This window comes from Cupriavidus oxalaticus (genome assembly GCF_016894385.1).
GTDB lineage: Bacteria > Pseudomonadota > Gammaproteobacteria > Burkholderiales > Burkholderiaceae > Cupriavidus > Cupriavidus oxalaticus.
Genome location: NZ_CP069812.1, coordinates 860,601 through 885,105, shown reverse-complemented (window position 1 = coordinate 885,105; position 24,505 = coordinate 860,601). Strand labels below are relative to the sequence as shown.

Here is a 24,505-nt window from a genome sequence, read left to right as displayed (position 1 = left end):
CGGCAATTTTATGCTTCCACGAGGCGTTCGCGGCACTGGTCGCCGGCGTTTGCGCCGCGCTTGCTTTGTTCCAATTTCGATAGCAGCCCCTGCCAACGCCGACCCATGGATGGAACAATCTGTTGCCTTCCCGCCCTCTACTCTTTCCCAGCCAAACCACTAAATTGACGAGGTAGCTGAAACGACGGGATAGCGCGGCACGATCGCAGCGCCTCCCGCCCACAGGAGAAAGACATGGACCCCCGTACCCCCATCACCACCATTCCCGCCACCGCCGCGGAAAGCGTGCAGCGCTCGCGCACCGTGGACCGCGTCGTGCGGGGCATCGCCACGTCCGACGGCGCCGGCGTCAAGCTGACCCGCGTGCTGACGCAGAACCTGCAGCGCCGGCTGGACCCGTTCCTGATGCTCGATGCCTTCGGCACCGACAGCAAGGACGACTACATCGGCGGTTTCCCCGATCACCCGCACCGCGGCTTCGAGACCATCACCTACATGCTGGCTGGCCGCATGCGCCATCGCGACAGCGCCGGCAACGAAGGCCTGCTGCAGAATGGCGGCGCCCAGTGGATGGTGGCCGGCGCCGGCGTGGTGCACTCGGAAATGCCCGAGCAGGAAGACGGCCGCATGGAAGGCTTCCAGCTCTGGCTGAACCTGCCGGCCGCGGACAAGATGACCGCGCCGTGGTACCGCGACATGCCCTCGGCCGAGATTCCAACGGTAGCGCTGGGGAGCGGCGGGAACGGCGGCACGGTTCGTGTGCTGGCCGGTGCCAGCCACGGCGTGGCCGGCGCGGTGACGCGTCCGGTGACCGAGCCGCTCTACCTCGACGTGCACCTGCCGGCTGGACAGGCGTTCACGCAAGCGCTGCCGGCCGGGCACAACGCCTTTGTGTATGTCTACCAGGGCGAGGTCTCGATCGGCGACGAGGGCGACCGCGCGGTGGTCGAGGCCCAGCGCATGGGCGTGCTGGACAACGCCGGCGTGGCCGACGGCGTGGTGGTGCGGGCCGACGCCGACGCGCGCTTCCTGCTGATCGCCGGCAAGCCGCTGAATGAGCCGATCGCGCAGTACGGCCCGTTCGTGATGAACACGCAGGAGCAGATCTACCAGACGCTGGCTGATTTCCGGGACGGGCGGTTCGCGACCAGCGCGGCTGCCAGCGGCGCCTGACGCCGGGCCCATCGGGCTGCTCCCTGCACTGCAAGCCGCCGCCTCCGCAAGGAGGCGGCGGCTTTTTTTCGTGCCGCAGCCGGCATGCGACTTGCAACCTGCCTGCAACCGTTGCGGGGACTGGACACTCGCCCGTTTCGGGCCTTCCAGACCCCGCGCACTTATATAATTCGTCACCAATATCGAGCATCACCAGTTCATGATGAATGCTGCAATGCGTCGCGGCGATCCTGCGCCACGCACTGCCGCGCTTTGACTCATCCCGACGTTGCTGCCCTCACAACAACCCGAGCCGCCTCAGTGACATCACAGACCCCTCCCAGGCTGGCGCTTGCCCATATCAGCAAGCGCTATCCGGGCGTCGTTGCCAACGACGACGTCAGCCTTACCGTCGCCCCCGGCGAGATCCACGCCGTACTGGGCGAGAACGGCGCCGGCAAGTCCACCCTGATGAAGATCATCTTCGGCGCCGTCCGGCCCGATGCCGGCGAGATGCATTTCAACGGGGCGCCGGTCACGATCAGCAGCCCGCACGATGCCCGCAACCTGGGCATCGCCATGGTGTTCCAGCATTTCTCGCTGTTCGACACGCTGACGGTGACCGAGAACATCGCGCTCGGCCTGCCGGCCAGCCAGCAAGGCAACATGAAGCAGCTGGCCGAGCGTATCCGCGCCACCGCCGAACGCTATGGCCTGCCGCTGGAGCCGAACCGCCACGTGCACACGCTGTCGGTGGGCGAACGCCAGCGCGTCGAGATCGTGCGCGCGCTGCTGGCCAACCCGCAGCTGCTGATCCTGGACGAGCCCACTTCGGTGCTGACGCCGCAGGCAGTGGAAACGCTCTTCGTCACGCTGCGCCAGCTGGCCGACGAAGGCACCAGCATCCTCTACATCAGCCACAAGCTCGACGAGATCCGCGCGCTGTGCCATCACGCCACCGTGATGCGCATGGGCAAGGTCACCGGCGTATGCGATCCGCGCCAGGAAACCGCGGCATCGCTGTCGCGGCTGATGATCGGCGGGGAGCCGCCGCGTGAAGCGCGCGTTGCGGCCGAGCGCGGGCCGGTGCGGCTGAGCGTGCAGGAGCTGTCGCTGCCGCGATCGCATGCGTTTGCCACGGAACTGAACCGTATTTCGCTCGACGTGCATGCGGGCGAGATCGTCGGCATCGCCGGCGTTTCCGGCAACGGCCAGCAGGAATTGCTCGCCGCGCTGTCAGGTGAAGACACGCGCGCGTCGAACGTCTCGGTGAAGCTTGGCGGCAAGCCGGTCGGCAAGCTCGACGCCCGCCGGCGCCGCCGCGCCGGTCTCGCCTTCGTGCCGGAAGAGCGGCTGGGGCGTGGTGCCGTGCCGGGCATGAGCCTGGCCACCAATATCCTGCTGTCGCACCAGACGCCTCCCTATGTGCGGCAGGGCATGATCTCGCCGCGCGCGGCGACCGGGCTGGCGGCGGCGGTGATCAACCGCTTCCGCGTCAAGGCCAGCGGGCCGGATGCGCTGGCGCGCAGCCTGTCCGGCGGCAACCTGCAGAAATTCATTGTCGGCCGCGAGATCGAAAGCGGCCCGAAGGTACTGATCGTGGCGCAACCGACCTGGGGCGTGGACGTGGGCGCCGCGGCGCAGATCCATAACGAGATCCTGGCGCTGAAGGCCACCGGCTGCGCCATCCTGGTGGTGTCGGAAGAACTCGACGAGCTGTTTGCGATCTGCGACCGGCTGCACGTGATCGCCAAGGGCCACCTGTCGCCGTCGGTGCCGACCGAGACCGCCACGCGCGAGCAGGTCGGCCTGTGGATGAGCGGCTTGTGGGAAGGCGGTCCCGCCCAGGCACGCACTGCGGAGGTGGCAAGCCATGGCTGACGTACGACACTTCCTCCCCCGCTCCCCGCTCACGCTGGCACCGCGCGGGCTGCCGTCGCGCACCATGGCCTATGCCTCGCCGGTGGTCGCGCTGGCGCTGACGCTGCTGTTCGGTGCGCTGCTGTTCCTGGTGCTTGGCAAGGACCCGGTGGCCGCGCTGAAGGTCTTCCTGGCCGATCCGCTGCGCGACAAGCGCGCCATCGGCGAAGTGCTGCTGAAGACCGTGCCGCTGGTGCTGTGTGCGCTGGGACTTTCGGTGTGCTACCGGGCCAATGTGTGGAACATCGGCGCCGACGGCCAGCTGATCGCCGGCGGCATCTGCGCGGGCGCTGCGGTGCTGTATTTCGACGTGCCGGGGCAGGCCATGAACGGCACCGTGGTGCTGGTACTGGCCTCGCTCGCCGGCATTGCCGGCGGCATGGCGTGGGCCTCGCTCACGGCGCTGCTGAAGGACAGGTTCAACGCCAACGAGATCCTGGTTTCGCTGATGCTCACCTATATCGCGCAGCAGCTGCTGCTGTGGGTGGTCAACGGGCCGCTGAAGGATCCCGACGGCATGAACTTCCCGCAGTCCAAGGTGTTCTCGTCCGAGTTCCTGCTGCCCAACCTGATGTCGGGCTCGCGCCTGCATGCCGGCTTTGCGGTGATGCTGGTGCTGGTGGTGTTGATGACGGTGTTCGTGTTCCGCAGCTTTGCCGGGTATCGCCTGCAGGTCGGCGGCACGGCGCCGTCGGCGGCGCGCTACGCGGGCTTTTCGGCGCGCAGCGCGTTGTGGAGCGCGCTGCTGATCTCGGGCGCCACGGCGGGACTGGCAGGGGCGTTTGAAGTGGTCGGGCCGATCGGCCAGCTGCTGCCGTCGATCTCGCCGGGCTACGGCTTCACCGCGATCATCGTCGCGTTCATCGGCCGGCTGCACCCGGTCGGCACCGTCTTCGGCGGCATCATGATGTCGCTGTTCTATATCGGCGGCGAGATGGCGCAATCGCGCCTGGGCCTGCCGTCGGCCATAGGCTGGGTGTTCCAGGGCATGCTGCTGTTCTTCCTGCTGGCCTGCGACACGCTGATCGAAAACCGCCTGCGCTGGCGCGCCACCACGGCCTGAGCGGAGCACACAAAGAACATGGAACAACTCGCTCCCCTCATCGCCACCGCCATCAACGCGGGCACGCCGCTGCTGCTGGCGGCACTCGGCCTGCTGATCAACGAGCGCTCGGGCGTGCTCAATCTGGGCGCCGAAGGCATGATGCTGGTCGCCGCGGTGGCCGGCTTCATGGTCGGCTACCAGACCCAGTCGCCGCTGCTCGGCTTTGCCGCCGGCGCGCTGGCCGGCATGCTGATGGCCACGCTGTTCTCATGGCTGGCGCTGGTGCTGGCCACCAACCAGGTCGCCACCGGCCTGGCGCTGTCGATCTTCGGCACCGGGCTGTCGGCCTTCATGGGCCAGCGCTTCGTCGGCTTCGCCATGCCGGCGCAGGCCAAGGCCGTGCCCGGACTGGCCGACCTGCCCTTCGTCGGCCCGGCATTTTTCCAGCATCACTGGATGGTGTATTTCAGCCTGCTGCTGTGCCTTGCCATCATGTGGTTCCTGTTCCGCACGCGCGCGGGCCTGACGCTGCGCGCGATCGGCGAAGCGCCGGAATCCGCGCACGCGCTCGGCTACCCGGTGCGCACCATCCGCTTCGGCGCGCTGCTGTTCGGCGGCGCGTGCTGCGGGCTGGCGGGCGCCTACCTGTCGCTGGTCTACACCCCGATGTGGGTCGAGAACCTGGTCGCCGGCCGCGGCTGGATCGCGCTGGCACTGACCACCTTCGCCACCTGGCGCCCGGGCCGCGTGCTGATCGGCGCGTGGCTGTTCGGCGGCGTGACCATCCTGCAGTTCTACCTGCAAGGCATCGGCGTATCGGTGCCGTCGCAATTCCTGTCGATGCTGCCGTACGCGGCCACCATCGTGGTGCTGGCGCTGATCTCGCGCAACCCGGCGTGGATACGCCTGAACATGCCGGCATCGCTGGGCAAGCCGTTCCGGCCCGGCAATGCCTGAGCGCCGGTATCGGATCGCTTTTTTGACGGAAATCCCCGAGCTACCAACAATTCATCACAAGGAGAAAGCATGATCGTCACGCGCAGGAAGACCCTGGCGGCGCTTGCCGCCACCGCCCTGCTGGCCCTGGCCGGCTGCGGCAAGAAGGAGGCCGACAAGCCTGCCGAGACGGCGGGCCAGGCCCCCGCTGCCGAGCAGAAGGCCGAGCCGCTCAAGGTTGCCTTCGTCTATATCGGACCGGTCGGCGACGCCGGCTGGACCTTCGCGCATGACAACGGCCGCAAGGCCGTGGAAGAGAAGTTCGGCGACAAGGTCAAGACCACCTATGTCGAGAACGTGCCGGAATCCGCGGCCGACGCCGAGCGCGTGTTCCGCGACCTGGCCAGCCAGGGCAACAAGCTGATCTTCGGCACGACCTTCGGCTACATGGAGTCGATGCTCAAGGTCGCCAGGGAATTCCCGGACGTGAAGTTCGAGCACGCCACCGGCTTCAAGACCGCCGACAACCTGGCCCAGTACGACGTGCGCACCTATGAAGGCGCGTACCTGGCGGGCGTGGTCGCCGGCAAGATGAGCAAGACCGGCAAGATGGGCGTGGTGGCTTCGGTGCCCATCCCCGAGGTGATCCGCAATATCGACTCGTTCACGCTGGGCGCGCGCAGCGTCAACCCGAACGCCACCGTCAAGGTAGTGTGGGTCAACAAGTGGTTCGATCCGGGCAAGGAACGCGAAGCCGCCACCACGCTGATCGGCCAGGGCGTCGACATGCTGATGCAGAACACCGACTCAGCCGCCGTGGTGCAGACCGCGCAGGAGAAGGGGGTGTATGCCTTCGGCTGGGACAGCGACATGACCAAGTTCGGCGACAAGGCCCACCTGGCCGCGTCGGTGATCTCGTGGGGCGTCTACTACAACAAGGTGGTGGAAGACGTGCTGAACAACCAGTGGAAGAACAGCACCACGTGGTGGGGGCTGAAAGAAGGCATGATCGACCTGAAGTCGTTCAATGCGGTCGTGCCCGAGGACGTGAAGAAGCTGGTCGAAGAGCGCAAGCAGGGCATCGCCGATGGCAGCGCGCCGATCTGGAAGGGTCCGCTCAAGGACAACACGGGCAAGGAGCAACTGGCACAGGATCAGGTCGCGGATGACAAGTTCCTGCACGGCGTGAAGTTCTACGTCGAAGGGGTGGAAGGGAAGATTCCGGGCTGATTGGTGCACCAAAGGCGTCCGGACTCGCCTAAGCAAGGTGTTCTCCCTCTCCCGCGCGCGGGAGAGGGGAGCAAACCGACCCTCCTGCCTCCCCCATCACATTGCCTCCCGCGGAACTTGAAGCCGCCCACAACGGCCCAACCTCTCTGCGTATGCGCCAGTGTCAGGCGCGCACCATGTGAAGGAGGCCTCTCATGTTGAAGCGATTTTCGGCCCTGTGGACGCTGGTACGCCGCGACGGGCGGCTGTTCTGGTATGCGCTGCGCCACCCGGATGCGCCGGCATGGCTGAAACCCGCGGCGATCGGGCTGCTGCTGTATGCGATTTCACCGATCGACCTCGTGCCTGACGTGGTCGCGGGCCTCGGCATCATCGATGACGTGGTGCTGATCCCGCTGGCCGTCCACCTGATCCTGAAGCGCCTGCCACCGCATATCCTGCGCCAGGCGCAGGCGCGCGCGACCGCCACCACGGTCCGGCCGCACTGAAGCCGCCAACGAAAAATCCCCGGGCACCGAGTGCTCCGGGGATTTTTTTATGCTGCGCAGAACCGGGATCAGCGCGGCAGCAGGATGGTCGAGCCGGTGGTCTTGCGCGACTCCAGGTCGCGGTGCGCCTGCGCCACTTCCGACAGCGCATAGCGCTGGCGGATATCGACCTTGACCTTGCCCGTCGTGACCGCATCGAACAGGTCGGCCACCATCGGCTCGAGCAGCTCGCGGTGCACCACATAGGTCATCAGCGTCGGGCGCGTCAGCCGCAGCGAACCCTTGCTGCCCAGCACCGAGAGATCGAACGGCGGCACCGGACCGGAGGCATTGCCGAAGCTCACCATGGTGCCGCGCGGCGCCAGGCAGTCGAGCGAGCCCTGGAAGGTGTCCTTGCCGATCGAGTCGTAGACCGCCGGCACGCCCTTGCCGTTGGTGATTTCCTTGACGCGGTCAACGAACGACTCGCGCGTGTAGACGATGGTATGGGCGCAGCCGTTGGCGCGCGCCAGCTCGGCCTTCTCATCCGTGCCGACGGTGCCGATCACGGTCACGCCAAGCGCCTTGAGCCACTGGCTGACGATCAGGCCCACGCCGCCGGCAGCCGCATGCAGCAGCACCGTGTCGCCCGGCTGCACCTTGTAGCTGTCGCGGATCAGGTATTGCGCGGTCAGGCCCTGCAGCATCATCGCCGCGGCGGTGTCGAACGGGATCGCGTCCGGCAGCCGCACCACGATATCGGCCGGCATGACACGCACCTGCGCATACGCGCCGGTCGGACGGCCGGCATAGGCGACGCGGTCGCCCACGCTCACGTGGCCGACGCCCTCACCCACCGCCTCGACCACGCCGGCGCCTTCCATGCCCAGGCCGCCGGGCAGCGGCTGCTTGTACAAGCCGGTGCGGAAATAGACGTCGATGTAGTTCAGGCCCACCGCCTCGTGGCGCACGCGCACCTGGCCGGGGCCGGGCTCGCCTACGTCCACGTCGACCCACTGCATGACTTCAGGACCGCCGGTCTGCTCGATCCGGATGGCTTTGCTCATCTGCGTCGCTCCTTGTTGTGTTGCATCGATCGGGGGGAATTCAGCCTGCCTGCGCGCTGTCGGGCGCATTGGCCTCATCGGCCAGGCCGGCGATCATCAGTTCGGCAGTGGCCACGTTGGTCGCGCACGGCACGTTGTGCACGTCGCACGCGCGCACCAGCGCGTTGATGTCGGGTTCATGCGGCTGCGGCGTCATCGGGTCGCGCAGGAACACCACGGCGCGCACGCGCCCTTCGGCCAGCTGCGCGCCGATCTGCAGGTCGCCGCCCCATGGCCCCGACAGCATGCGCGTCACATCCAATCCCACCTCGTCGATCAGGCGCCCGCCGGTGGTACCGGTGGCCAGCAGCTCGCATTGCGAGAGAAACGCGCGGTGGCGCTTGGCGAAGGCGACGACGTCGTCCTTCTTGTGGTCATGGGCGATCAGCGCAATGCGAGGGCGTGTCATCAGTAATTCCTGGTTGGGGTGGTGAGACTGCAGCAGGCTGGTGGAGATCAGAACGTGCCGGGGTAGGCGCCGCCGTCGATCAGCAGGTTCTGCCCGGTGATATAGGCGGCGTTGCGGCTGCACAGGAAGGCGCAGGCGGCGCCGAACTCGGCCGGCTCGCCGAAGCGGCGCGTCGGGTTCTGCGCGGCCCGGCGCTGCGCCACTTCCTCGACGCTCAGGCCGGCCTGCTTCGCACCGCCTTCCATGGTCTTGCGCAGCCGGTCGGTATTGAACGGGCCGGGCAGCAGGTTGTTGATGGTCACGCCATGCTGCGCCACTTCGCGCGCCACCCCCGCGACAAAGCCGGTCAGGCCCGAGCGCGCGCCGTTGGACAGCCCCAGCACGTCGATCGGCGCCTTGACCGCGCCGCTGGTGATATTGATGATGCGGCCCCACTTGCGCGCGATCATGCCGTCGACGGTGGCCTTGATCAGCTCGATCGGGGTCAGCATGTTGGCGTCGAGCGCGGCCAGCCAGTCGCTGCGCTCCCAGTCGCGGAAGTTGCCCGGCGGCGGGCCGCCGGCGTTGTTGACCAGGATGTCGAGGTTGCCCAGCCTGGCGGCAGCGTCCAGCGCAGCCTTGCGGCCTTCGGGCGTGGTGATGTCGGTCGCGACCGCGATCACGCGGCGGCCATGGCGGGCACGCAGGTCGGCGGCGGCCTTCTCCAGCGCCTCGGCGCCGCGCGCCACGATCACCACATCAACGCCTTCCGCCGCGAGCGCGTCGGCGCAGGCAAGTCCAAGGCCCTTGCTGGCGCCGCACACCAGCGCATGCTTGCCGCGCAATCCCAGGTCCATGTGTTTCTCCTTTGTGGGTTGTATTGTCCCGGCCGGGCATCCGGCCGATGCATCAGGTTTTCTTTGCCGAAAGCAGGTACATGCCGCCCAGCACCAGTGCGCTGCCTGCCAGCTGCACGCCGCTCACCGGCTCGCCCAGCAGCCAGAAGCCAAGCAGCAGCGTCGATACCGGGCCGATCATGCCGGCCTGCGAGGCCAGCGGCGCACCGATGCGCGCCACCGCCACCATGGTCATCGACACCGGCAGCACCGTGCAGAACACCGCATTGACGAGTGACAGCCACATCACCGGCGCGGGCTGCGCCAGCTCGGCCACGGGCCGCCCCAGCGCCACATACTGGATCACGCAGCAGGCGGTGGACACGCACATCGCATAAGCCACCAGCCGCAGCGAGCCGATGCGCTGCACCAGTTCGCCGCTCAGGATCAGGTAGACAGCGTACGTCATGGCACTGCCCAGGACCAGCGCGCCGCCCAGCCACACCTGGCTGCCGCTGACGTCGAGGTCATGGGCGAAGACCAGCACGATGCCGGCATACGCCAGCAGCAGCGAGAGCCACTGGCGCGAACTGATCGGGCGCCGGAACACCAGCGCGGTGGCCAGCAGCACGAACGACGGCGTCAGGAACAGGATCAGCCGCTCCAGCCCGGCGGTGATGTATTGCAGGCCGATGAAATCCAGGAAGCTCGACAGGTAATAGCCAATGAAGCCGAGGAACACCACGCGCCCGCGATCCGCCCACGACAGCGGCGCCAGGCGCCGCGACTGCCACCAGCCGATCGCCATGAACAGCGGCACGGCGAACAGCATGCGCAGTGTCAGCACCATCACGGCATCGACGTTGTAGCGGTACAGCAGCTTGGCGACGATCGCCTTGGCGGAGAACAGCACCGCGCCGACGGCGGCGATGGCAAGCCCCGCGCGCTGCGGCGACGGCAGCGCGGCAGGCGCGGCGAGGGACTTCTGGGAGGCGGGCACGGGAATACGTGGAAAGCGGGCCGTAGGGCCGGTGTACACCGGCCCCGCGCGGCCCCGCGAAGCAACCCGACGATTGTATTCGAAAAGACGCAACCGCATCGGCAGCGGCCCCGGCTTGCCGCGGGTCATGCCGATCCGCTTTGGCGAAGACGGCGGGGATCACCGTGGAATAAGCAGCGGATATACTCGGGGCACGCTCACCCAACGCATCCCGATCGACGTGCCCAACCCCTCCGCATCCTCCGCACCGTCAGCAGGCCAGACCGCCCCCGACTACGATTTCACCGAGCAGGTCGGCCACCTGCTGCGGCGCGCCTACCAGCGCCACGTGGCGATCTTCCAGCAGACCATCCCCGATTCGCAGCTCACTGCGGCGCAGTTCGTGGTGCTGTGCGCGGTCAGGGACCGGCAGCCGTGCTCGCTCAATGAAGTGGTGCGCGCCACGGCGATCGACCAGGCGACGGTGCGCGGCATCATCGAGCGGCTGAAGGCGCGCAAGCTGATTGCGGTGTCCCATGACCCGAACGACCGGCGCAAGGTGGTGGTGACGGTGACGCCGGGTGGGCTGGCGTTGATCGACGAGACCGTGCCGTTCGCGAAGCAGATCTCGGAGCAGACGTTTGGCGGCCTGAACCCGGCGGAGCGGGTGGCGGTGACTTACCTGCTGCGGAAGATGAGCGAGATCGATGAGGGGAATGGGGGCGTGTAAGTGCGGCCTGTCCCTCCAAATTCCGACTGTTTGCTGCCCTCTCCCGCAAGCGGGAGAGGGAGCACGACTGCATTTGGCTAAGGCTGTCAGCCCCGCAGCGCCGCCAACACCGTCTCCGGCACGAACGGCGGCCGCCGCAGCCTCACCCCGATCGCATCGAACAGCGCATTGGCAATCGCCGGCGCCCCCGGCAGCGATGCCGACTCGCCTGCCCCCATCGGCGGCTCATCCTGCCGTGGCATCAGCACCACCTCGAGCGGCGGAATCTCGGGAAACGTGAGCAACGGATAGCTGCCCCACTCGCGGCTGGCGACACCATCCGCATCGAAGCGCACCTGCTCCTTCAACACCCGGCTCAAGGTCTGCACCACGTTGCCGTGGATCTGGTGGCGCACGCCATCCGGGTTGACCATCATGCCGGTGTCCTGCCCGACCACCAGCTTCTCCACGGTGATGCGGCCCGTTGCCGCCTCCACCGCCACATCGACCACCCACGCCGCCCATGCCGCGCCGAAACCCGGGAAGCGGCTGTGGATATAGCGCGCATAGGCAACACCGCGCCCGCGCAGCATGCCGTTGCCGCCAGTCTTGCCACGCGAACCGTGCGCGCCCCGCTGCCAGCCCGCCGCGTCGGCCACCGCGCGCAGCAGTTCGGCGGCGCGCGGGTCCGGCAAATGACGCAGCCGGAAATCGATCGGATCGGCACCGGCTTCGGCGGCCAGTTCATCGATCACGCATTCATGCGCGAACGAATTCGGCAGCGCCGACACGCCCCGCAACCATGACGCGCGCACGATGGCCGGCGTGTCGTCGCAGCCGATGCGGCGCGCGCGGTAGTCATACGGCGGCACCGCGGTGCGGTCGCCCATCTCCAGCGTGCGCGGCGCGTTGGGCACGATGCCGGCGAGCACCAGCGCCAGCGTCGGCGCGTCATTGGACGGATAGCGGCTGGTGAAGTCATAGCCGAGCAGCTCGCCGCCGGCGCCCAGCGTTGCGCTGACATCCATCAGCTGCGCCGCGCCCTTGGGTTCCCACAGGTGCTCCTGCTCGCGCGACAGCTGCACGCGCACCGGATGGCCGACGGCACGCGACAGCAGCGCGGCATCGGCGCAGACATCGTCCGCGCAATTGCGGCCATAACAGCCGGCGGCTTCCATGCGCACGATCTCGATGCTGTCCTCGCCCAGTCCGCACAGGCGTGCCAGGTCGATGCGCAATACGTGCGGGTTCTGCGTGCCCGACCATACCGTCAGGCCATCGTCATGCCAGTCCGCGACCGCGCATGACGGGCCGATCGAACCGTGCATCTGGTATGGCCAGACGTAATGGCGCTCCAGCGTCTTGCCGGTTCCCGCCGGAGGCATCTCGCCGTCATTCAGCAGTTCGCGCCGCGTCGCCGGGTTGGCGCGCAGCGCGGGTTCAGGGTCGGCGAGCGACGGCATCGGCGGCACGGGTTTCCACTGCACCCGCAGCTTGCGCGCGGCAAGCACCGCGTACTCTTCGCGCTCGGCCACCACGCCGACGAAGTCGCGCTGCACCACCACCTCGACCAGTCCCGGCACATCGCGCACCGATTCGCGGTCGACCGCGAGCAGGCTGTTGCCGACGAAGTCGCCGCTGTCGCGTCCGGCGTAAGGAGGCCGCACCACGCGCCCATGCAGCATGCCGGGCACGCGCACGTCATGGACGAAAGTCAGCACGCCGCGCGCCTTGTCGGGGATATCGACGCGGCCGGCCGGCCGGCCGACGATGCGGTAGGACTCGACCGGCTTGATCGGCACGTCGTCGGCCAGCGGCAGCGCGACATGCCCGCCTTGCACCAGCGTGCCGTAGCCGACGGCGGCGCCGGACCCGCGCACGCGGAACTCGCCATCCTGCGCTTCAAGCTGGTCGGGCGCCACGCCAAGCTGTTGTGCGGCACGCACCAGCAGCCACGCGCGCGCCTGCGCCGCGGCACGGCGCAGCGGAATGGCGGAAATCTGGATCGATGCGCTGGCGATGGTCGGACCCTGGTTGGGGGTGGCTTCGGTATGGCCCAGCACCATGTGCACTTGCGACAGCGGCACGTCGAGTTCTTCCGCCACGATCTGCGCCAGCGCCGTGCGGATGCCCGTGCCCAGGTCGACATGGCCATTGAAGGCCAGCACCTCGCCGCTGTCGCGCACGGCGATGAAGATATCCGGCAGCGCCGGTACGTAGTCCGACGCCGCGCCGGGCTGTCCGGGCGCGGGACGCGCCGCCGCCTGCGGCGCGCGCGTGACCAGCAGCACGCCGGTTGCCTGCAGCAGCGCCAGCCGCAGCGCGCGCGGCGTGGCGGGATCGGCCTGTGCCACGGGTTGCAGGGTCGTTGCCGTCATCGTCTTCCAATCTCCTTCAACGGGGCGCCGTTATACTGCCAGCCAACAGAGTCAGAGCCACCCAACCATCATGACGAACACCACCGCGGCGAAACCTGCCGCCAAGCGGGCTCCCCCGGGCACACGGGCCAGGCAGGCGCAGGACAGCCGCGACCGCATCCTGAAAGCCGCGATCAAGGTCTTCGCCCAGCGCGGCTACGACGGCGGCCGCATCGAGCGCATTTCGTCGCTGGCCAAGACCTATGACCGGATGATCTACTACTACTTCGGCAGCAAGGAAAAGCTGTTTGTCGAAGTGCTGGAGACCATCTACCTGCAGCTCAACGAAGCCGAGCAGAAGCTGGAACATGAACTCGATGCCGCCGACCCGGTGCGGGCGCTGTCGCAGCTGGTCGACTTCATCTGGCAGTACTACCTCGACCACCCGGAGTTCGTCGCGATCCTGTCCAGCGAGAACATGAGCCAGGGCAAGCACGCCAAGAAGTCGGTGCGGCTCAGGGAAATCTCCAGCTACGCGCTGTCGGTGCTCGACGGCATCCTCACGCGCGGCAAGGCCGCCGGCCTGTTCCGCCCCGAGACCGGCGCGCGCGATGTCTACATGGTGATCGCCTCGCTCGGCTACTTCTACAACTCCAACCATCATACGCTCGGCGCCTTCCTGGGAGAGGCCATGATGAGCCCGCCCGCGCTGGCGCACTGGCGCGATGTGATCCAGCAGACAGTGCTGCGCACGGTGACGGTGCCCGGGGCCGTGCCGGAAGCCAGCGTGCCGCCGGCTGCGCCGGCGCGCAAGGCCGCACGCAACCGGCGGGCGGCTGCAGCCTGAGACGCGGCGCCGGGTCGCCAACCTCACGCCAACCTCAAGCGGCAGCGCGGACGCCTTCACCCGCAATCTGCGCCAGCGCCTCGTCGCGCGTGAGCACGGTCGCGTACTTCTGCGCCATGTCGAACAGGTTCGCATCGTGCGGGCCGATGGCGCGGTCGCCGACGCAATCGGACAGCACCAGCGGGCGGAAGCCCAGCGACATCGCATCGACCACGCTGGCGCGCACGCAGCCGCTGGTGACGCAGCCGGCCACCAGCAGCGTCTGCACGCCGCGCTGCGTCAGCCACGCCGCCAGCGAGGTGCCGAAGAACGCCGACGGCACCGTCTTGCGCACCACCAGCTCGCCCGGCGCGGGCGCCAGCTCGGGCACGATCTGGCTGTTGTGGCTGTCTTCCTTCAGCGTCAGCATGCCGGGCACCTTCAGCGTGAAGATGTTGTGGTCGCTGTCGTCGTCGGCAAACACGATGCGGCTGTGCGCCACCGGCCAGCCCTGCTTGCGCGCGGCGCGCAGCAGCGGCTGCGTGTTGCGGATGGCCTCGGGGATATTGCCGCCGCCAAATACCGCCGGGTCGGCAAAGCCGTTGACGAAGTCGATGATCAGCAGGCCGTACGGCGCTTTCAATTCCATCGACGCGCCGAAGCCCTGGCGCTGGTAGGTCTGCACTGCGTCATTCATGGCGCGAATCCTTGTCTGCCTTGTAGAGCGATGCGGCGGGAGCGTGGTGCCCGTCCATCACCTTGCCGCGCACCACCACCGGCTCGCCGTCGAGGCTGACCGTGCAGTGGCGCACCGGGATATCGATATGGCAGGCGGTGGTGCGGCTGCCGCCTGCTTCGTTGTTGGGGCCGAACGAGCACAGGAAATTGCCCTCGTAGGCGCGCGCGTCCATGCCGATGGTGGCCTCGCGGTCGTACATCGCCAGCGCCGACCAGCTCGCGCGCGGCTGCAGGCCCCAGCCGATATGCGACATCGCATACGCTTCCGGGTCGTTGAACGAGGCCATGTAGTCGGCCAGCAGCTCGGCATCGACACCGCCTTCGATGCGGCGCACGTAGCCCGCTTCGACCGTGATGCGGATCGGCGCCTGCAGATAGGACTTCATCGGCAGCAGGATGTCGCCGCGGTCCAGCACGATGGTGCCGTGGGTGCCGCCCTCGTCCGGCCAGGTCAGCACGAAGCCGCTCGGCCAGTGGTCCCAGCGGCCGGGCTCGTCGACAAAGCCGTACTCGCTGATCGCGGGGAACTCGCCCAGACTGCAGCGCAGGTCCATGCCGGCGTCGGACGCGATATGCATCTCGCGCGCCCTGCCGAGGCGCTCGGTGGCTGCCTTGACGCGGGCGCGGTCGGCCTCGGTCGGCACCAGCCGTGCCAGCACTTCGGGCGGCTCCACCGCCAGCAGGATTTTCGTGCCGCCGGACAGGATCTCGTGCTGCTCGGGCGAGAACAGCAGCGTCATCAGGTCGAGCACCAGGTCGCTTGCCTTCAATGCGGCAATCGCCGCCGGGTTGCCGGTCAGCGGCGTGGTGCCGAGATAGGCCAGCGCGTCGCGGCTGAGCGCCTTCTCGCCGTTGACCGGCGGCAGGTCGAGCCGGTTGACGATGGCGCCCATCGCCTGCGCCGCCACCATCGCCGTGCGCAGCGTCTGCGGATGCGTGGCCGCGCCGGTCAGCACGGTGACGGTCTGGCCCGGCTGCAGCTTCGACAGCGTCAGCACCTGCTTCCACGCCGCCGTCAGGTCGTAATCGCTTACGGGCATGTTCGCTCCTTGATCAGCTCAGCGTAGCGCCGAGGAAGTCGCCAAAGGCTCGGTAGAAGCCAGGCTCGTCGTCCCACGGGATCATGTGGCCGGCATCGGCGACATGCGCGACCAGCAGCGCGGGCAGCAGCTTGCGCATTTCCTGCACGTCTTCCGCGCGGATCACGTCGCCGCGGCCCGCGGTCACCAGCAGCGCCGGCACGTCGACCTGCGGCAGGTCGGCGTGGATATCGTCTTCATGGAAGCCGTTGAAGCTGGCCAGGATCGCGCGCTCGTCGCAGGTATGCAGCCATTGCGCGCGCAGGCGCAGCTGGTCTTCGGTCCATGTGGGGCAGAAGCGGCGCATGCCTTCGGCGTCGATGCCCTGCCGTGCCAGCCGGATCGAATCGACGTACCACGGCAGTTGCGCCGGATAGGCACGGCGGCCCGGCCCCGACACGGGCGGATCGACCAGCACCAGCCGCGTCAGCCCGGCGGGCTTGCTGCGTGCGGCGCGAATGCCGATGCGCGCGCCCATCGAATGGCCGACGATGGCATAGCGTTGCAGCCCGAGTGCTTCGGCAAGCGCGATCACGTCGGCTGCCTGTGCATCGAGGCTGTAGTCCAGCTCAGGCCCGGCCTGCGACAGCCCGCGGCCGCGCACGTCGAGCACATAGGTATCGAACTGCCGCCCGAACTGCTCGCCGACGAAGCCCCACGTGACCGCCGGGCTGGTGATGCCGGGCACGATGATCACGGCATCGCGCCGCGCGCGCGCGCCGTCCTGGCCGCCATAGCGCAGGTAGTGCTGGCGGATGCCGTTGGCGTGGACGTTGCCGCCGTAGAGGAAGGTGCTGGTGGTCATGGCCAGCTCCTTCAGTAGGCGCCGGACAGCAGAGCGCCCGCGCCCGGCACCACCGGCTCCAGGCCCAGGCGCTTGAGCATCGCATAGGTGGTGGCGATGGCGGCGGTGACCACCGGCTTGCCGGTCATCGCCTCGACCTTGGCCACCGCCGGCAGCGACGGCATCTGCACGCAGGCGGACAGCACGATGACGTCGGCATCGGCGAAATCCATCTGCGCGACGATCTCCGGCAGGCGCGCCGGGTCGTGGCGGCCCACGTCGAGGTTGTCGGGGATCTCCAGCGCACGGTAGTCCACGACTTCATAGCCTTCGTTGCGGATGTAGTCGACCACCAGTTCGGTCAGCGGCTTCATGTAGGGCGCCACCACGGCGATACGCTTCGCACCCATTACCTTGAGCGCATCGACCAGCGCGCCGGCGCTGGTGATCACCGGCGCGTCGCCGCCGTTCTCGGCGGTGTGCGCCTGCAGGCGCCGCTCGGAAACGCGGTGGTAGCCGTGGCCCATCGCCATGATCGCCACCAGGCAGGCATAGCCAAGCACATCGACGCGGGCGTCGCTCAGCTCCACCGCGCAGCGGTCGGACTCGGCATCCATCGCCGCCAGCTCCTCCTTGACCACCTTCTTCATCCGCATGCGGCTGCCATGGAAGGTAAAGCGCTCCGGACGCACCAGCTGGCGCGCGGCCAGCATCGCCGGGATCTCGGTTTCCATCGTGGTGTTGGAGCTCGGCACGATCTGGCCGATTCGGAAAACTTTCTGCACTGTCGACTCCGTCATCTGTTTGTCTGTCTACCCGCGTGCCCTGCCCGGATGGCCTTGCATGCTGCGATCGATTGTAGTGTACACACTTTATCTAGGCAAACAGAATCTGCACCGTGCGCGATTCACTCGTTCAGTGCATACTTAATTAATCAATCCATGTTTTAGCGCACAAATTCACTGTTTTTAAGCGATGTGCATAGTGATTCATGGCGTTGTAAGGGTTTTCCATAGGATCGTCATTTTCGTCCTTGCCGTTGATATTTTGAGTGTGTACACTCGTTTTCAACGGTCGACCAAGATCGGTCGCCCAAGCCCCCATCGACCCATGTGTCCCATGTGTCATTGCCCCAGGAGAAATAACGTGCAAGGCAAACCGCGAATCGCAGTTGTCGGCGCCGGACTCGGAGGAACGGCCGCGGCCGCCCTGCTGCAGCGAGCCGGCTTCCAGGTCAGGCTGTATGAACAGGCACCGGCGTTCTCGCGCCTGGGCGCGGGCATCCACGTGGGGCCCAACGTGATGAAGATCATGCGGCGCATCGGCATCGAGGACGCGCTCAACGACATGGGCTGCCACCCCGACTTCTGGTACAGCCGCGACGGCCTGACCGGCGAGGTGATCGCGCAGATCCCGCTGGGCGACTACGCCGAGCGGCACTACGGCGCCAGCTACCTGACCGTGCACCGCGGCGACTTCCACAAGCTGCTGACCGACGCCGTGGCGCCGGGCACGCTGTTCTTCAACAAGAAGCTGGAAAGCGTCACCGACCAGGGCGACGTGGTCGAGCTGCGCTTCACCGACGGCACGGTGGACGAAGCGGATATCGTGATCGGCGCCGACGGCGTCAACTCCCGCCTCCGCGAAACCCTGCTGGGCGCCGAGCCGCCCAAGTACACCGGCTACGTGGCGCACCGCGCGGTGTTCCCGATCTCGCGCGTCAAGGGCTTCACGCACGAGCGCTGCACCAAGTGGTGGACCGATGACCGCCACATGATGGTGTACTTCGACACCAGCAAGCTGGACGAGATCTACTACGTCACCGGCGTGCCCGAGCCCGAGTGGGACATGAGCAAGAGCTGGGTGCCGAGCAGCATCGAGGAAATGCGCACCGCGTTCGATGGCTGGCACGAAGGCGTGCAGTCCCTGATCGAAGGCACCGTCGAAGTGACCAAATGGCCGCTGCTGGAGCGCGACCCGCTGCCGCTGTGGAGCCGCGGCCGCCTGGTGCTGCTGGGCGACGCCTGCCACCCGATGAAGCCGCACATGGCGCAGGGCGCCGCGATGGCAATCGAGGACGCCGCCATGCTGACGCGCTGCTTCACCGAAACCGGCCTGGACGACTACGCCGCCGCGTTTGCGCTGTATGAAGCCAACCGCGCCGAGCGCGCCGGCAAGGTCCAGCTGGTCTCGCACAACAACACGTGGCTGCGCAGCAACGAGAACCCGGACTGGTGTTTCGGCTACGATGTGTTCAACGTGCCGCTGGTGTCGGCCGGGCCCGCACCGCTGTCCGCGGCGGCGTAATACCGACCTTAGGCTTGACCTGAACCTGCGCGCCGCAGCCCCTCGCACGAAGGGGCGCGGCGAGCCGGCCGCGTGATCTGCAACTTGCCGCCCCCGATGAACACGCCTCGCCCCCTGACGCTACAAGTCAACCACGCCGAACATACGCTCAGCGTGGCGCCCGACACGCCGCTGCTCTATATCCTGCGCAACGACCTGGCCTGCAATGGCCCCAAGTACGGCTGCGGGCTGGGCCAGTGCGGCGCGTGCACGGTGCTGGTCGACGGCCTGCCCGCACGCTCGTGCGTGCTGCCGGTCAGGGCCGCGGTGGGCCACGCGGTCACCACGCTGGAAGGCCTGGGCACGGCGGAGCATCCCGACCCGGTGCAGCAGGCCTTTATCGACGAGCAGGCCGCGCAATGCGGCTATTGCCTGAACGGCATGATCATGACCGCCAAGGCGCTGCTCGCGCAGAATCCCGATCCCGACGAAGCGCAGATCCGCGAGGCGCTGCGCTTCAACCTGTGCCGCTGCGGCACGCATGTGGAAATCGTGCGCGCGGTGCAGCGCGCCGCGGTGCTGATGCGGCAGGCCGGCGAGGGAGCGGTATCGTGAAGCAGGAACTCGTACGGCAGGCCGTGCAAACCGGCACCTTGGCGGAACACGCACCGCCGCCGGTTTCCATGTGCCTGGTCGCCCATGTGCTGGCGCCGCCGGGGCTGCGCTGGATCGACGGCAAGGCGCTGGCACCGCGCCTGCTTGGCGCGGACCACGATGCCGCCCTGGCGTTGCCCGGCGTGCGCGCGGTCGTGGTGCGCAACCAGTTTGCCGGCGTGGTCGCGGAAAGCGATGCCCTGGCGGCCAACGCCGCCAGGGCCCTGCAGGCGCGCTGGTCGGCCCCGCCTCGCGCGGACGAAGCCCCCGTGCAGCGCCACACCATTGCGCAGCGCGGCGACGCCAACCGCGCGCTTGCCAGCGCCGCCACGCGCCACGCGCAGCACTACCAGTGGCCGCTGGCCGGCACCCGGTCCGAAGCCTTCTGCACCGCGATCGCGGACTGGCGCGACGGCATGCTGTACGTGTGGCTGCAAAGCCTGCGTCCGGGCGCACTGCGTGAAGAACTGGCCGCGCTGCTGGGGATTGCGCCGCAACAGGTCGCGCTGGCCTGCTGGCAGGCGCCAGCCGATACCGGCGATCCGGCGCTGCTCGCCCACCATGCTGCCGCCGACGCCGCACTGCTGGCCCAGGCCGCCGGCAAACCCGTGATGCGCCGGCTGTGCGCCGACGATATCGGCCTGTCCGGTGCGCAGCTCGCCGTGCATATCGACACCGCGCACAGCGGCAATGCCATCGACGCCTACGCCGCAACACTGGCCGGCACGGCCCCGCCGCCGGTGCCGCTGGCACTTTGGCTGACGCATACGGCGTCGCCCGTGACGGATGCGGGCGACACAGCTAGCGCGGTCATGCCGCCCTACCGCATTCCCGATGTCGACGTCGGCACCTCCGGCGCCATGGCCGCCTTTGATGCCGCACCGCTTGCCGCAGCGCGCGCGCATGTCTTTGCGCGCGAATCCCACCTCGATGAAATCGCCGCCGCGTCCGGGACGGATCCGGTCGCGCTGCGGCTCTCGCACCTCGACGACGCGCGCGGCTCGGCACTGGTCCGGCAGGTCAGCGAACGCGCCGGCTGGACCCCAGCCGCCCCGCACGCCGCCACATCGGCCGGCAACGTGCGGCGCGGCCGCGGCTTTGCCTATGCGCACACCATCGACCACGATGCCGGCCAGAGCTGGTCGGCATGGGTGGCGGAAGTCGAAGTCGACGGCACCACCGGCGAACTGGCGGTCACGCGCGTGACGGTGGGACATGACAGCGAATCGCTGGCGCCCGCGCAAGCCGCACCCGCTGCGCACTCGCTGCAACAGGTTGTTGCCGACGCCACCCTGCGGTTGACCGCTGCCAGCCCAGCCTTTGATGCCTGGCCTGCGACGGAAGCGCCTGCTGGCCAATCGCTCCCCGCCGTCGCAAGCAGCACGGCAGTACCGGAGGTCCGCCTGGCCGGCACGCTCACCGAGCGCGACCAGCTAGCCGCGGGGCCGGCCGATACGATGCCCGCGGCGGCGGCCGTGGCCAACGCCATCTTTGACGCTACCGGCGTGCGCCTGCGCACGCCGCCCTTCAGCGCCGAGCGCATCCGGCTGGCGCTGTCCGAGAACGAAGATAAGCGCGCCGGCAAGCGCAGCAAGCGCGGCTGGATCGCCGCCGCTGCAGCAACCGCGGCCGGCCTGTGCGCAACGCTGATGCCATGGCGCGCGCCGATCGCGCCGGTCGCACCGCCCGGGCCCGGCTTCTATTCCGCGGCCACGCTGGAGCGCGGCCGCCTGGTGGCCGCGGCCGGTGACTGCGCGGTATGCCATACCGTTCCGGGCGGCGTGAAGAACGCTGGCGGCCTGCCGCTGGAAACGCCGTTCGGCACGGTCTACAGCACCAACATCACACCCGACGTGCAGACCGGCATCGGCAACTGGTCGTTCGCCGCCTTCGAGCGCGCGATGCGCGAGGGCATCCACCGCGACGGGCGGCGCCTGTATCCGGCCTTCCCCTACACCGCGTTCGCCAAGGTCAGCGATGCCGACATGCAGGCGCTGTATGCGTACCTGATGTCGGCCGACCCGGTGAAGTCGGAGGTACCGCAGACCCAGCTGGCGTTCCCGTTCAACATGCGCCCCCTGCTGGCGGGCTGGAACCTGCTGTTCCATCGCAACGAACCCTTCAAGCCCGACCCCGCGCGCTCGGCGCAATGGAACCGCGGCGCGTATCTCGCCGAGGGGCTGGGCCATTGCAGCGCGTGCCATTCGCCACGCAACGCGCTCGGCGGGGAACAAGGCGGGCGCAAATACCTGACCGGTGGCAGTGCCGAAGGCTGGGAGGCACCGCCGCTGACATCGCTCTCGCACGCACCGGTGCCGTGGACCGAGGCGGCGCTGTTCACCTACCTGCGCGGCGGCTATGCGCCGCATCATGGCGCAGCCGCCGGGCCCATGGCGCCGGTGGTGGAAGAACTCGCGCAGCTGCCTGAAGCCGATGTGCGCGCGATCGCGCACTACGTTGCGTCATTCGGCCCGCCGCCGCCAGCGCCTTCCGTGCTCGACGCGCAGGCGGCCAGTCTCGAACAACGCAGCGCGCAGGCTGCGCGCACGCTCGGCGGTCCCGGTGAACGCCTGTACCAGAGCGCCTGCGCGGTGTGCCACCAGCCGGACCAGGGCATCGCACAGTTCGGCGTGAAGCCGTCGCTCGCGCTCAACACCAACCTGCACAGCAAGCTGCCCGACAACGTGATCCAGGTGCTGCTGCAAGGCATGCCCGCGCCGCCCAACAGCGAGCTGGGCGCGATGCCGGCCTATGCCGACACCTTCGACGACCGGCAGATCGCGCAGCTGGTGCAGTACCTGCGTGCGCGCTTTGCCCCCGACCAACCCGCCTGGCAGGACCTGGAGAACACCGTCGCGCGGCTGCGCGCGGCGCCTGCGCACTGAGACCAGTCTCGCCGCGCCTTCCGCATCCATGCTGACAGCATTCCGTGCCGTGCCTGGCCAGGCGCTTTGCCACCGGGCAGGAAGGCCTGCGCCGGCATATCGGCACGCTGCGCGCCAGGCGCGGGAAAACCCCGAGGAGAGAAACCGCAGTTCGGCCTTGCCCGCCAGTTTCATGTAGCTTACGCTGAACGATCATGTAGTGCGCACTACATGAGTGCCGACATGAGTAGCACACGACGCGCCCCGGTGCCTCCCGGCACAAGGACGGCGCAAGAACCGCGCAAGAGCCGCGCAGACGAGCGGCAGACGAGACCACAAGACCACAAGATTGGCCCTTTACAACACCGGAAGCGCTGGCCCGGGGCTTGCATAGTCCACCGCCGTGCCGACCGGGGGATTCGGGCCCCGACAACCAAGGGTAGACAACAAGGAGTGACTATGTCGTATCAGTATCAGAAGGGTGTTGCGAGAGGACTACCTGGTCAGTTCTGGCCTCGTTAGATTGGGGTAGCCACCATGTTTCGCCGCACCGCGGCGCGTGGGCTTCCGAACTCAAGATCCAGCCTATAAAGACAAGGTAGACAACATGTCGTCATCAATTTCCTCAATGGCAGCAACGACAATTCCCCAGGCAACGATCGGCGCGCCCCCGCACCCCAGCGCGCGGGCATCGTCGTCCCAGACCATCACGATCGAGCAAGGCATCCGCGCGGCCGGCGTCGGCCGGTTCCAGTACCGGCTGTTCGCCATCTTTGGCCTGGTCTGGCTGGCTGACGCGATGCAGGTCCTGTCGATCGGGTTCACCGCGCCCTCCATTGCCGCGACCTTCGGCATTCCCGTGCCGACGGCGTTGCAGACCGGGACGATGTTCTTCGTCGGCATGCTGATCGGCGCCTTTGCCTTCGGCCGCCTGGCGGACAGGATCGGTCGCCGGCCAGTGCTGATGATGGCGGTGATCCTGGACGCCATCTGCGGCGTCGCCTCCGCCTTCGCCCCGGATTTCCAGTGGCTCCTGCTGCTGCGCTTCCTGACCGGCATCGGCGTCGGCGGCACGTTGCCCGTCGACTACACCATGATGGCCGAATTCCTCCCCTCCGACCGGCGTGGCCGCTGGCTGGTGCTGCTGGAGTCGTTCTGGGCCGTCGGCACGATCCTGCTCGCCATCCTGGCGCTGGCCGCGGTTTCACGTGGCGATGAAGCCTGGCGCCTGATCTTCCTCGTCACCGGCCTCCCCGCGCTGGTCGGCGTGGTGGTCCGGTTCTTTGTTCCCGAATCGCCGCTCTACCTGAATAAATCGGGGCGCTCGGAAGAGGCACGCGCGGTGCTTCAGCGCGTTGCCAAAGCCAATCGGGTATCGGTGGAAATCGGCGCGCTGGAGCCGCAGAAGATGGAGCGCAAATCGGTGTTTGCGCTGTTCGCGGCCGGATGCCGGCGCCGCAGCATCTGCCTGCTTGCGGCGTGGATGCTGATCTCGATCGCCTATTACGGTGTCTTTGTCTATCTGCCGGTGAAGCTGGCCGGCCAGGGCTTTGGCTTCATGCGCGGCCAGGTCTTCCTGATCCTGCTTGCGCTGGTCCAGCTCCCCGGCTTCGCGCTCGCCGCGCACGGCGTCGAGCGCTGGGGGCGCAAGCCGACCCTGATCGGCTTCCTGCTGCTGAGCGCGGCAGGTTGCATGCTGTACAGCCTGGGCACGTCCACCGCGCTGATCGTCGGCTCCACCCTGCTGATGAGCTTCGCGCTGCTGGGCACCTGGGGCGCGCTCTACGCCTTCACGCCGGAGGTGTACCCGACGGACCTGCGGGCCAGCGGCATGGGTACCGCCGGTGCGATGGCGCGATTCGGTGGCCTGTTCGCCCCTTCGATCATTGCGCCGATCATGGCTACCCAGTTCACGCTGGCGCTCGGGCTGCTTTCGTCGTTCCTTGCCGTCGCGGCCTTCGCCATCTTCATGGTGGATATCGAGTCCAAGGACCGCGCGCTGGACTGACGCCCGCCGGATGAGGCCCGGCTTGCCGGGGACCGGGCCGCAGCCGCGCTGCGGCCCGCTTCCATTACAATCCGGCTACAACGGCGCGGCGGCCGGTTCCACCCGACCCGGCCGCCCGCTTCAGCCGCTTGCCCCTATCCC

21 protein-coding genes are annotated in these 24,505 nt (G+C 68.0%); 12 read left to right on the top strand and 9 right to left on the bottom strand.

Translation table 11 applies throughout. The annotated features are described in order from the left end of the window. Positions 1-234 precede the first annotated feature (234 nt). The 6 genes from JTE92_RS16395 to JTE92_RS16370 all read left to right on the top strand — a co-directional run bounded on the left by JTE92_RS16395 (position 235) and on the right by JTE92_RS16370 (position 6,771). Positions 235-1,173 carry a pirin family protein gene (locus tag JTE92_RS16395; protein ID WP_063237135.1) on the top strand — a complete coding sequence of 313 codons (939 nt, stop codon included), beginning with the start codon at positions 235-237 and terminating at the stop codon, positions 1,171-1,173. A gap of 300 nt (positions 1,174-1,473) precedes the next feature. Further along, complete coding sequence (locus JTE92_RS16390; protein ID WP_063237134.1) at positions 1,474-3,033, top strand: ABC transporter ATP-binding protein; 1,560 nt, start codon at positions 1,474-1,476, stop codon at positions 3,031-3,033. Next, positions 3,026-4,135, top strand: coding sequence for an ABC transporter permease (locus tag JTE92_RS16385; RefSeq protein ID WP_063237133.1), 1,110 nt, complete (start codon positions 3,026-3,028; stop codon positions 4,133-4,135). Before JTE92_RS16390 ends, JTE92_RS16385 begins: the two co-directional genes overlap by 8 nt. Positions 4,136-4,153: 18 nt before the next feature. Next, positions 4,154-5,074 carry an ABC transporter permease gene (locus JTE92_RS16380; RefSeq protein WP_063237132.1) on the top strand — a complete coding sequence of 307 codons (921 nt, stop codon included), beginning with the start codon at positions 4,154-4,156 and terminating at the stop codon, positions 5,072-5,074. Positions 5,075-5,143: 69 nt separating this feature from the next. Continuing rightward, complete coding sequence (locus JTE92_RS16375) at positions 5,144-6,283, top strand: BMP family ABC transporter substrate-binding protein (protein ID WP_063237131.1); 1,140 nt, start codon at positions 5,144-5,146, stop codon at positions 6,281-6,283. Positions 6,284-6,477: 194 nt separating this feature from the next. Next, positions 6,478-6,771: a YkvA family protein gene (locus tag JTE92_RS16370; protein ID WP_062797448.1), complete on the top strand. Its 294-nt coding sequence runs from the start codon at positions 6,478-6,480 to the stop codon at positions 6,769-6,771. A gap of 68 nt (positions 6,772-6,839) precedes the next feature. On the opposite strand, the gene JTE92_RS16365 is transcribed toward JTE92_RS16370, so the two are convergent. Genes JTE92_RS16365 through JTE92_RS16350 form a run of 4 tightly spaced genes read right to left on the bottom strand, consistent with a single transcriptional unit; the run spans position 6,840 to position 10,041 of the window. Beyond that, positions 6,840-7,817, bottom strand: coding sequence for a quinone oxidoreductase family protein (locus JTE92_RS16365; protein ID WP_063237130.1), 978 nt, complete (start codon positions 7,815-7,817; stop codon positions 6,840-6,842). A 40-nt stretch (positions 7,818-7,857) separates the two neighbouring features. After that, on the bottom strand, positions 7,858-8,268 hold the full coding sequence (locus tag JTE92_RS16360) for a methylglyoxal synthase (RefSeq protein ID WP_174544834.1): 411 nt from the start codon (positions 8,266-8,268) through the stop codon (positions 7,858-7,860). Positions 8,269-8,312: 44 nt separating this feature from the next. Further along, complete coding sequence (locus JTE92_RS16355) at positions 8,313-9,101, bottom strand: SDR family oxidoreductase (RefSeq protein WP_063237128.1); 789 nt, start codon at positions 9,099-9,101, stop codon at positions 8,313-8,315. 52 nt (positions 9,102-9,153) lie between these two features. Then, positions 9,154-10,041, bottom strand: coding sequence for a DMT family transporter (locus tag JTE92_RS16350; RefSeq protein ID WP_063237196.1), 888 nt, complete (start codon positions 10,039-10,041; stop codon positions 9,154-9,156). A gap of 259 nt (positions 10,042-10,300) precedes the next feature. On the opposite strand from JTE92_RS16350, the gene JTE92_RS16345 reads away from it, so the two are divergent. Beyond that, positions 10,301-10,789 carry a MarR family winged helix-turn-helix transcriptional regulator gene (locus JTE92_RS16345; RefSeq protein ID WP_063237195.1) on the top strand — a complete coding sequence of 163 codons (489 nt, stop codon included), beginning with the start codon at positions 10,301-10,303 and terminating at the stop codon, positions 10,787-10,789. Between the two features lie 86 nt (positions 10,790-10,875). On the opposite strand, the gene JTE92_RS16340 is transcribed toward JTE92_RS16345, so the two are convergent. Next, positions 10,876-13,146: a xanthine dehydrogenase family protein molybdopterin-binding subunit gene (locus JTE92_RS16340; RefSeq protein ID WP_063237127.1), complete on the bottom strand. Its 2,271-nt coding sequence runs from the start codon at positions 13,144-13,146 to the stop codon at positions 10,876-10,878. A 70-nt stretch (positions 13,147-13,216) separates the two neighbouring features. Here JTE92_RS16340 and JTE92_RS16335 point away from each other — a divergent pair, with 70 nt between their 5' ends. Then, complete coding sequence (locus tag JTE92_RS16335) at positions 13,217-13,972, top strand: TetR/AcrR family transcriptional regulator (protein ID WP_063237126.1); 756 nt, start codon at positions 13,217-13,219, stop codon at positions 13,970-13,972. A gap of 34 nt (positions 13,973-14,006) precedes the next feature. Here JTE92_RS16335 and JTE92_RS16330 read toward each other — a convergent pair whose 3' ends face one another. The 4 genes from JTE92_RS16330 to JTE92_RS16315 are packed head-to-tail and all read right to left on the bottom strand — an operon-like array spanning position 14,007 to position 17,337. Then, a complete protein-coding gene (locus JTE92_RS16330; protein WP_063237125.1) occupies positions 14,007-14,648 on the bottom strand; it encodes an N-carbamoylsarcosine amidohydrolase in 642 nt (213 codons plus the stop codon). Further along, positions 14,641-15,729 carry a 2,5-dihydroxypyridine 5,6-dioxygenase NicX family protein gene (locus tag JTE92_RS16325; RefSeq protein ID WP_063237124.1) on the bottom strand — a complete coding sequence of 363 codons (1,089 nt, stop codon included), beginning with the start codon at positions 15,727-15,729 and terminating at the stop codon, positions 14,641-14,643. The genes JTE92_RS16330 and JTE92_RS16325 overlap by 8 nt, the downstream gene beginning before the upstream one ends. 13 nt (positions 15,730-15,742) lie before the next feature. After that, positions 15,743-16,573: an alpha/beta fold hydrolase gene (locus JTE92_RS16320; protein WP_063237123.1), complete on the bottom strand. Its 831-nt coding sequence runs from the start codon at positions 16,571-16,573 to the stop codon at positions 15,743-15,745. Between the two features lie 11 nt (positions 16,574-16,584). Further along, a complete protein-coding gene (locus JTE92_RS16315) occupies positions 16,585-17,337 on the bottom strand; it encodes a maleate cis-trans isomerase family protein (protein WP_063237122.1) in 753 nt (250 codons plus the stop codon). A gap of 361 nt (positions 17,338-17,698) precedes the next feature. On the opposite strand from JTE92_RS16315, the gene JTE92_RS16310 reads away from it, so the two are divergent. The 4 genes from JTE92_RS16310 to JTE92_RS16295 all read left to right on the top strand — a co-directional run bounded on the left by JTE92_RS16310 (position 17,699) and on the right by JTE92_RS16295 (position 24,364). After that, the gene (locus JTE92_RS16310) at positions 17,699-18,859 is read left to right on the top strand and encodes an FAD-dependent monooxygenase (protein WP_063237121.1); all 1,161 of its coding nucleotides are present in this window, start codon (positions 17,699-17,701) and stop codon (positions 18,857-18,859) included. A 96-nt stretch (positions 18,860-18,955) separates the two neighbouring features. Continuing rightward, positions 18,956-19,453, top strand: coding sequence for a (2Fe-2S)-binding protein (locus JTE92_RS16305; protein WP_063237120.1), 498 nt, complete (start codon positions 18,956-18,958; stop codon positions 19,451-19,453). Positions 19,454-19,521: 68 nt separating this feature from the next. Next, positions 19,522-22,377 carry a c-type cytochrome gene (locus tag JTE92_RS16300; protein ID WP_084254437.1) on the top strand — a complete coding sequence of 952 codons (2,856 nt, stop codon included), beginning with the start codon at positions 19,522-19,524 and terminating at the stop codon, positions 22,375-22,377. 586 nt (positions 22,378-22,963) lie between these two features. Continuing rightward, positions 22,964-24,364: an MFS transporter gene (locus JTE92_RS16295; RefSeq protein ID WP_232353229.1), complete on the top strand. Its 1,401-nt coding sequence runs from the start codon at positions 22,964-22,966 to the stop codon at positions 24,362-24,364. Positions 24,365-24,505 lie beyond the last annotated feature (141 nt).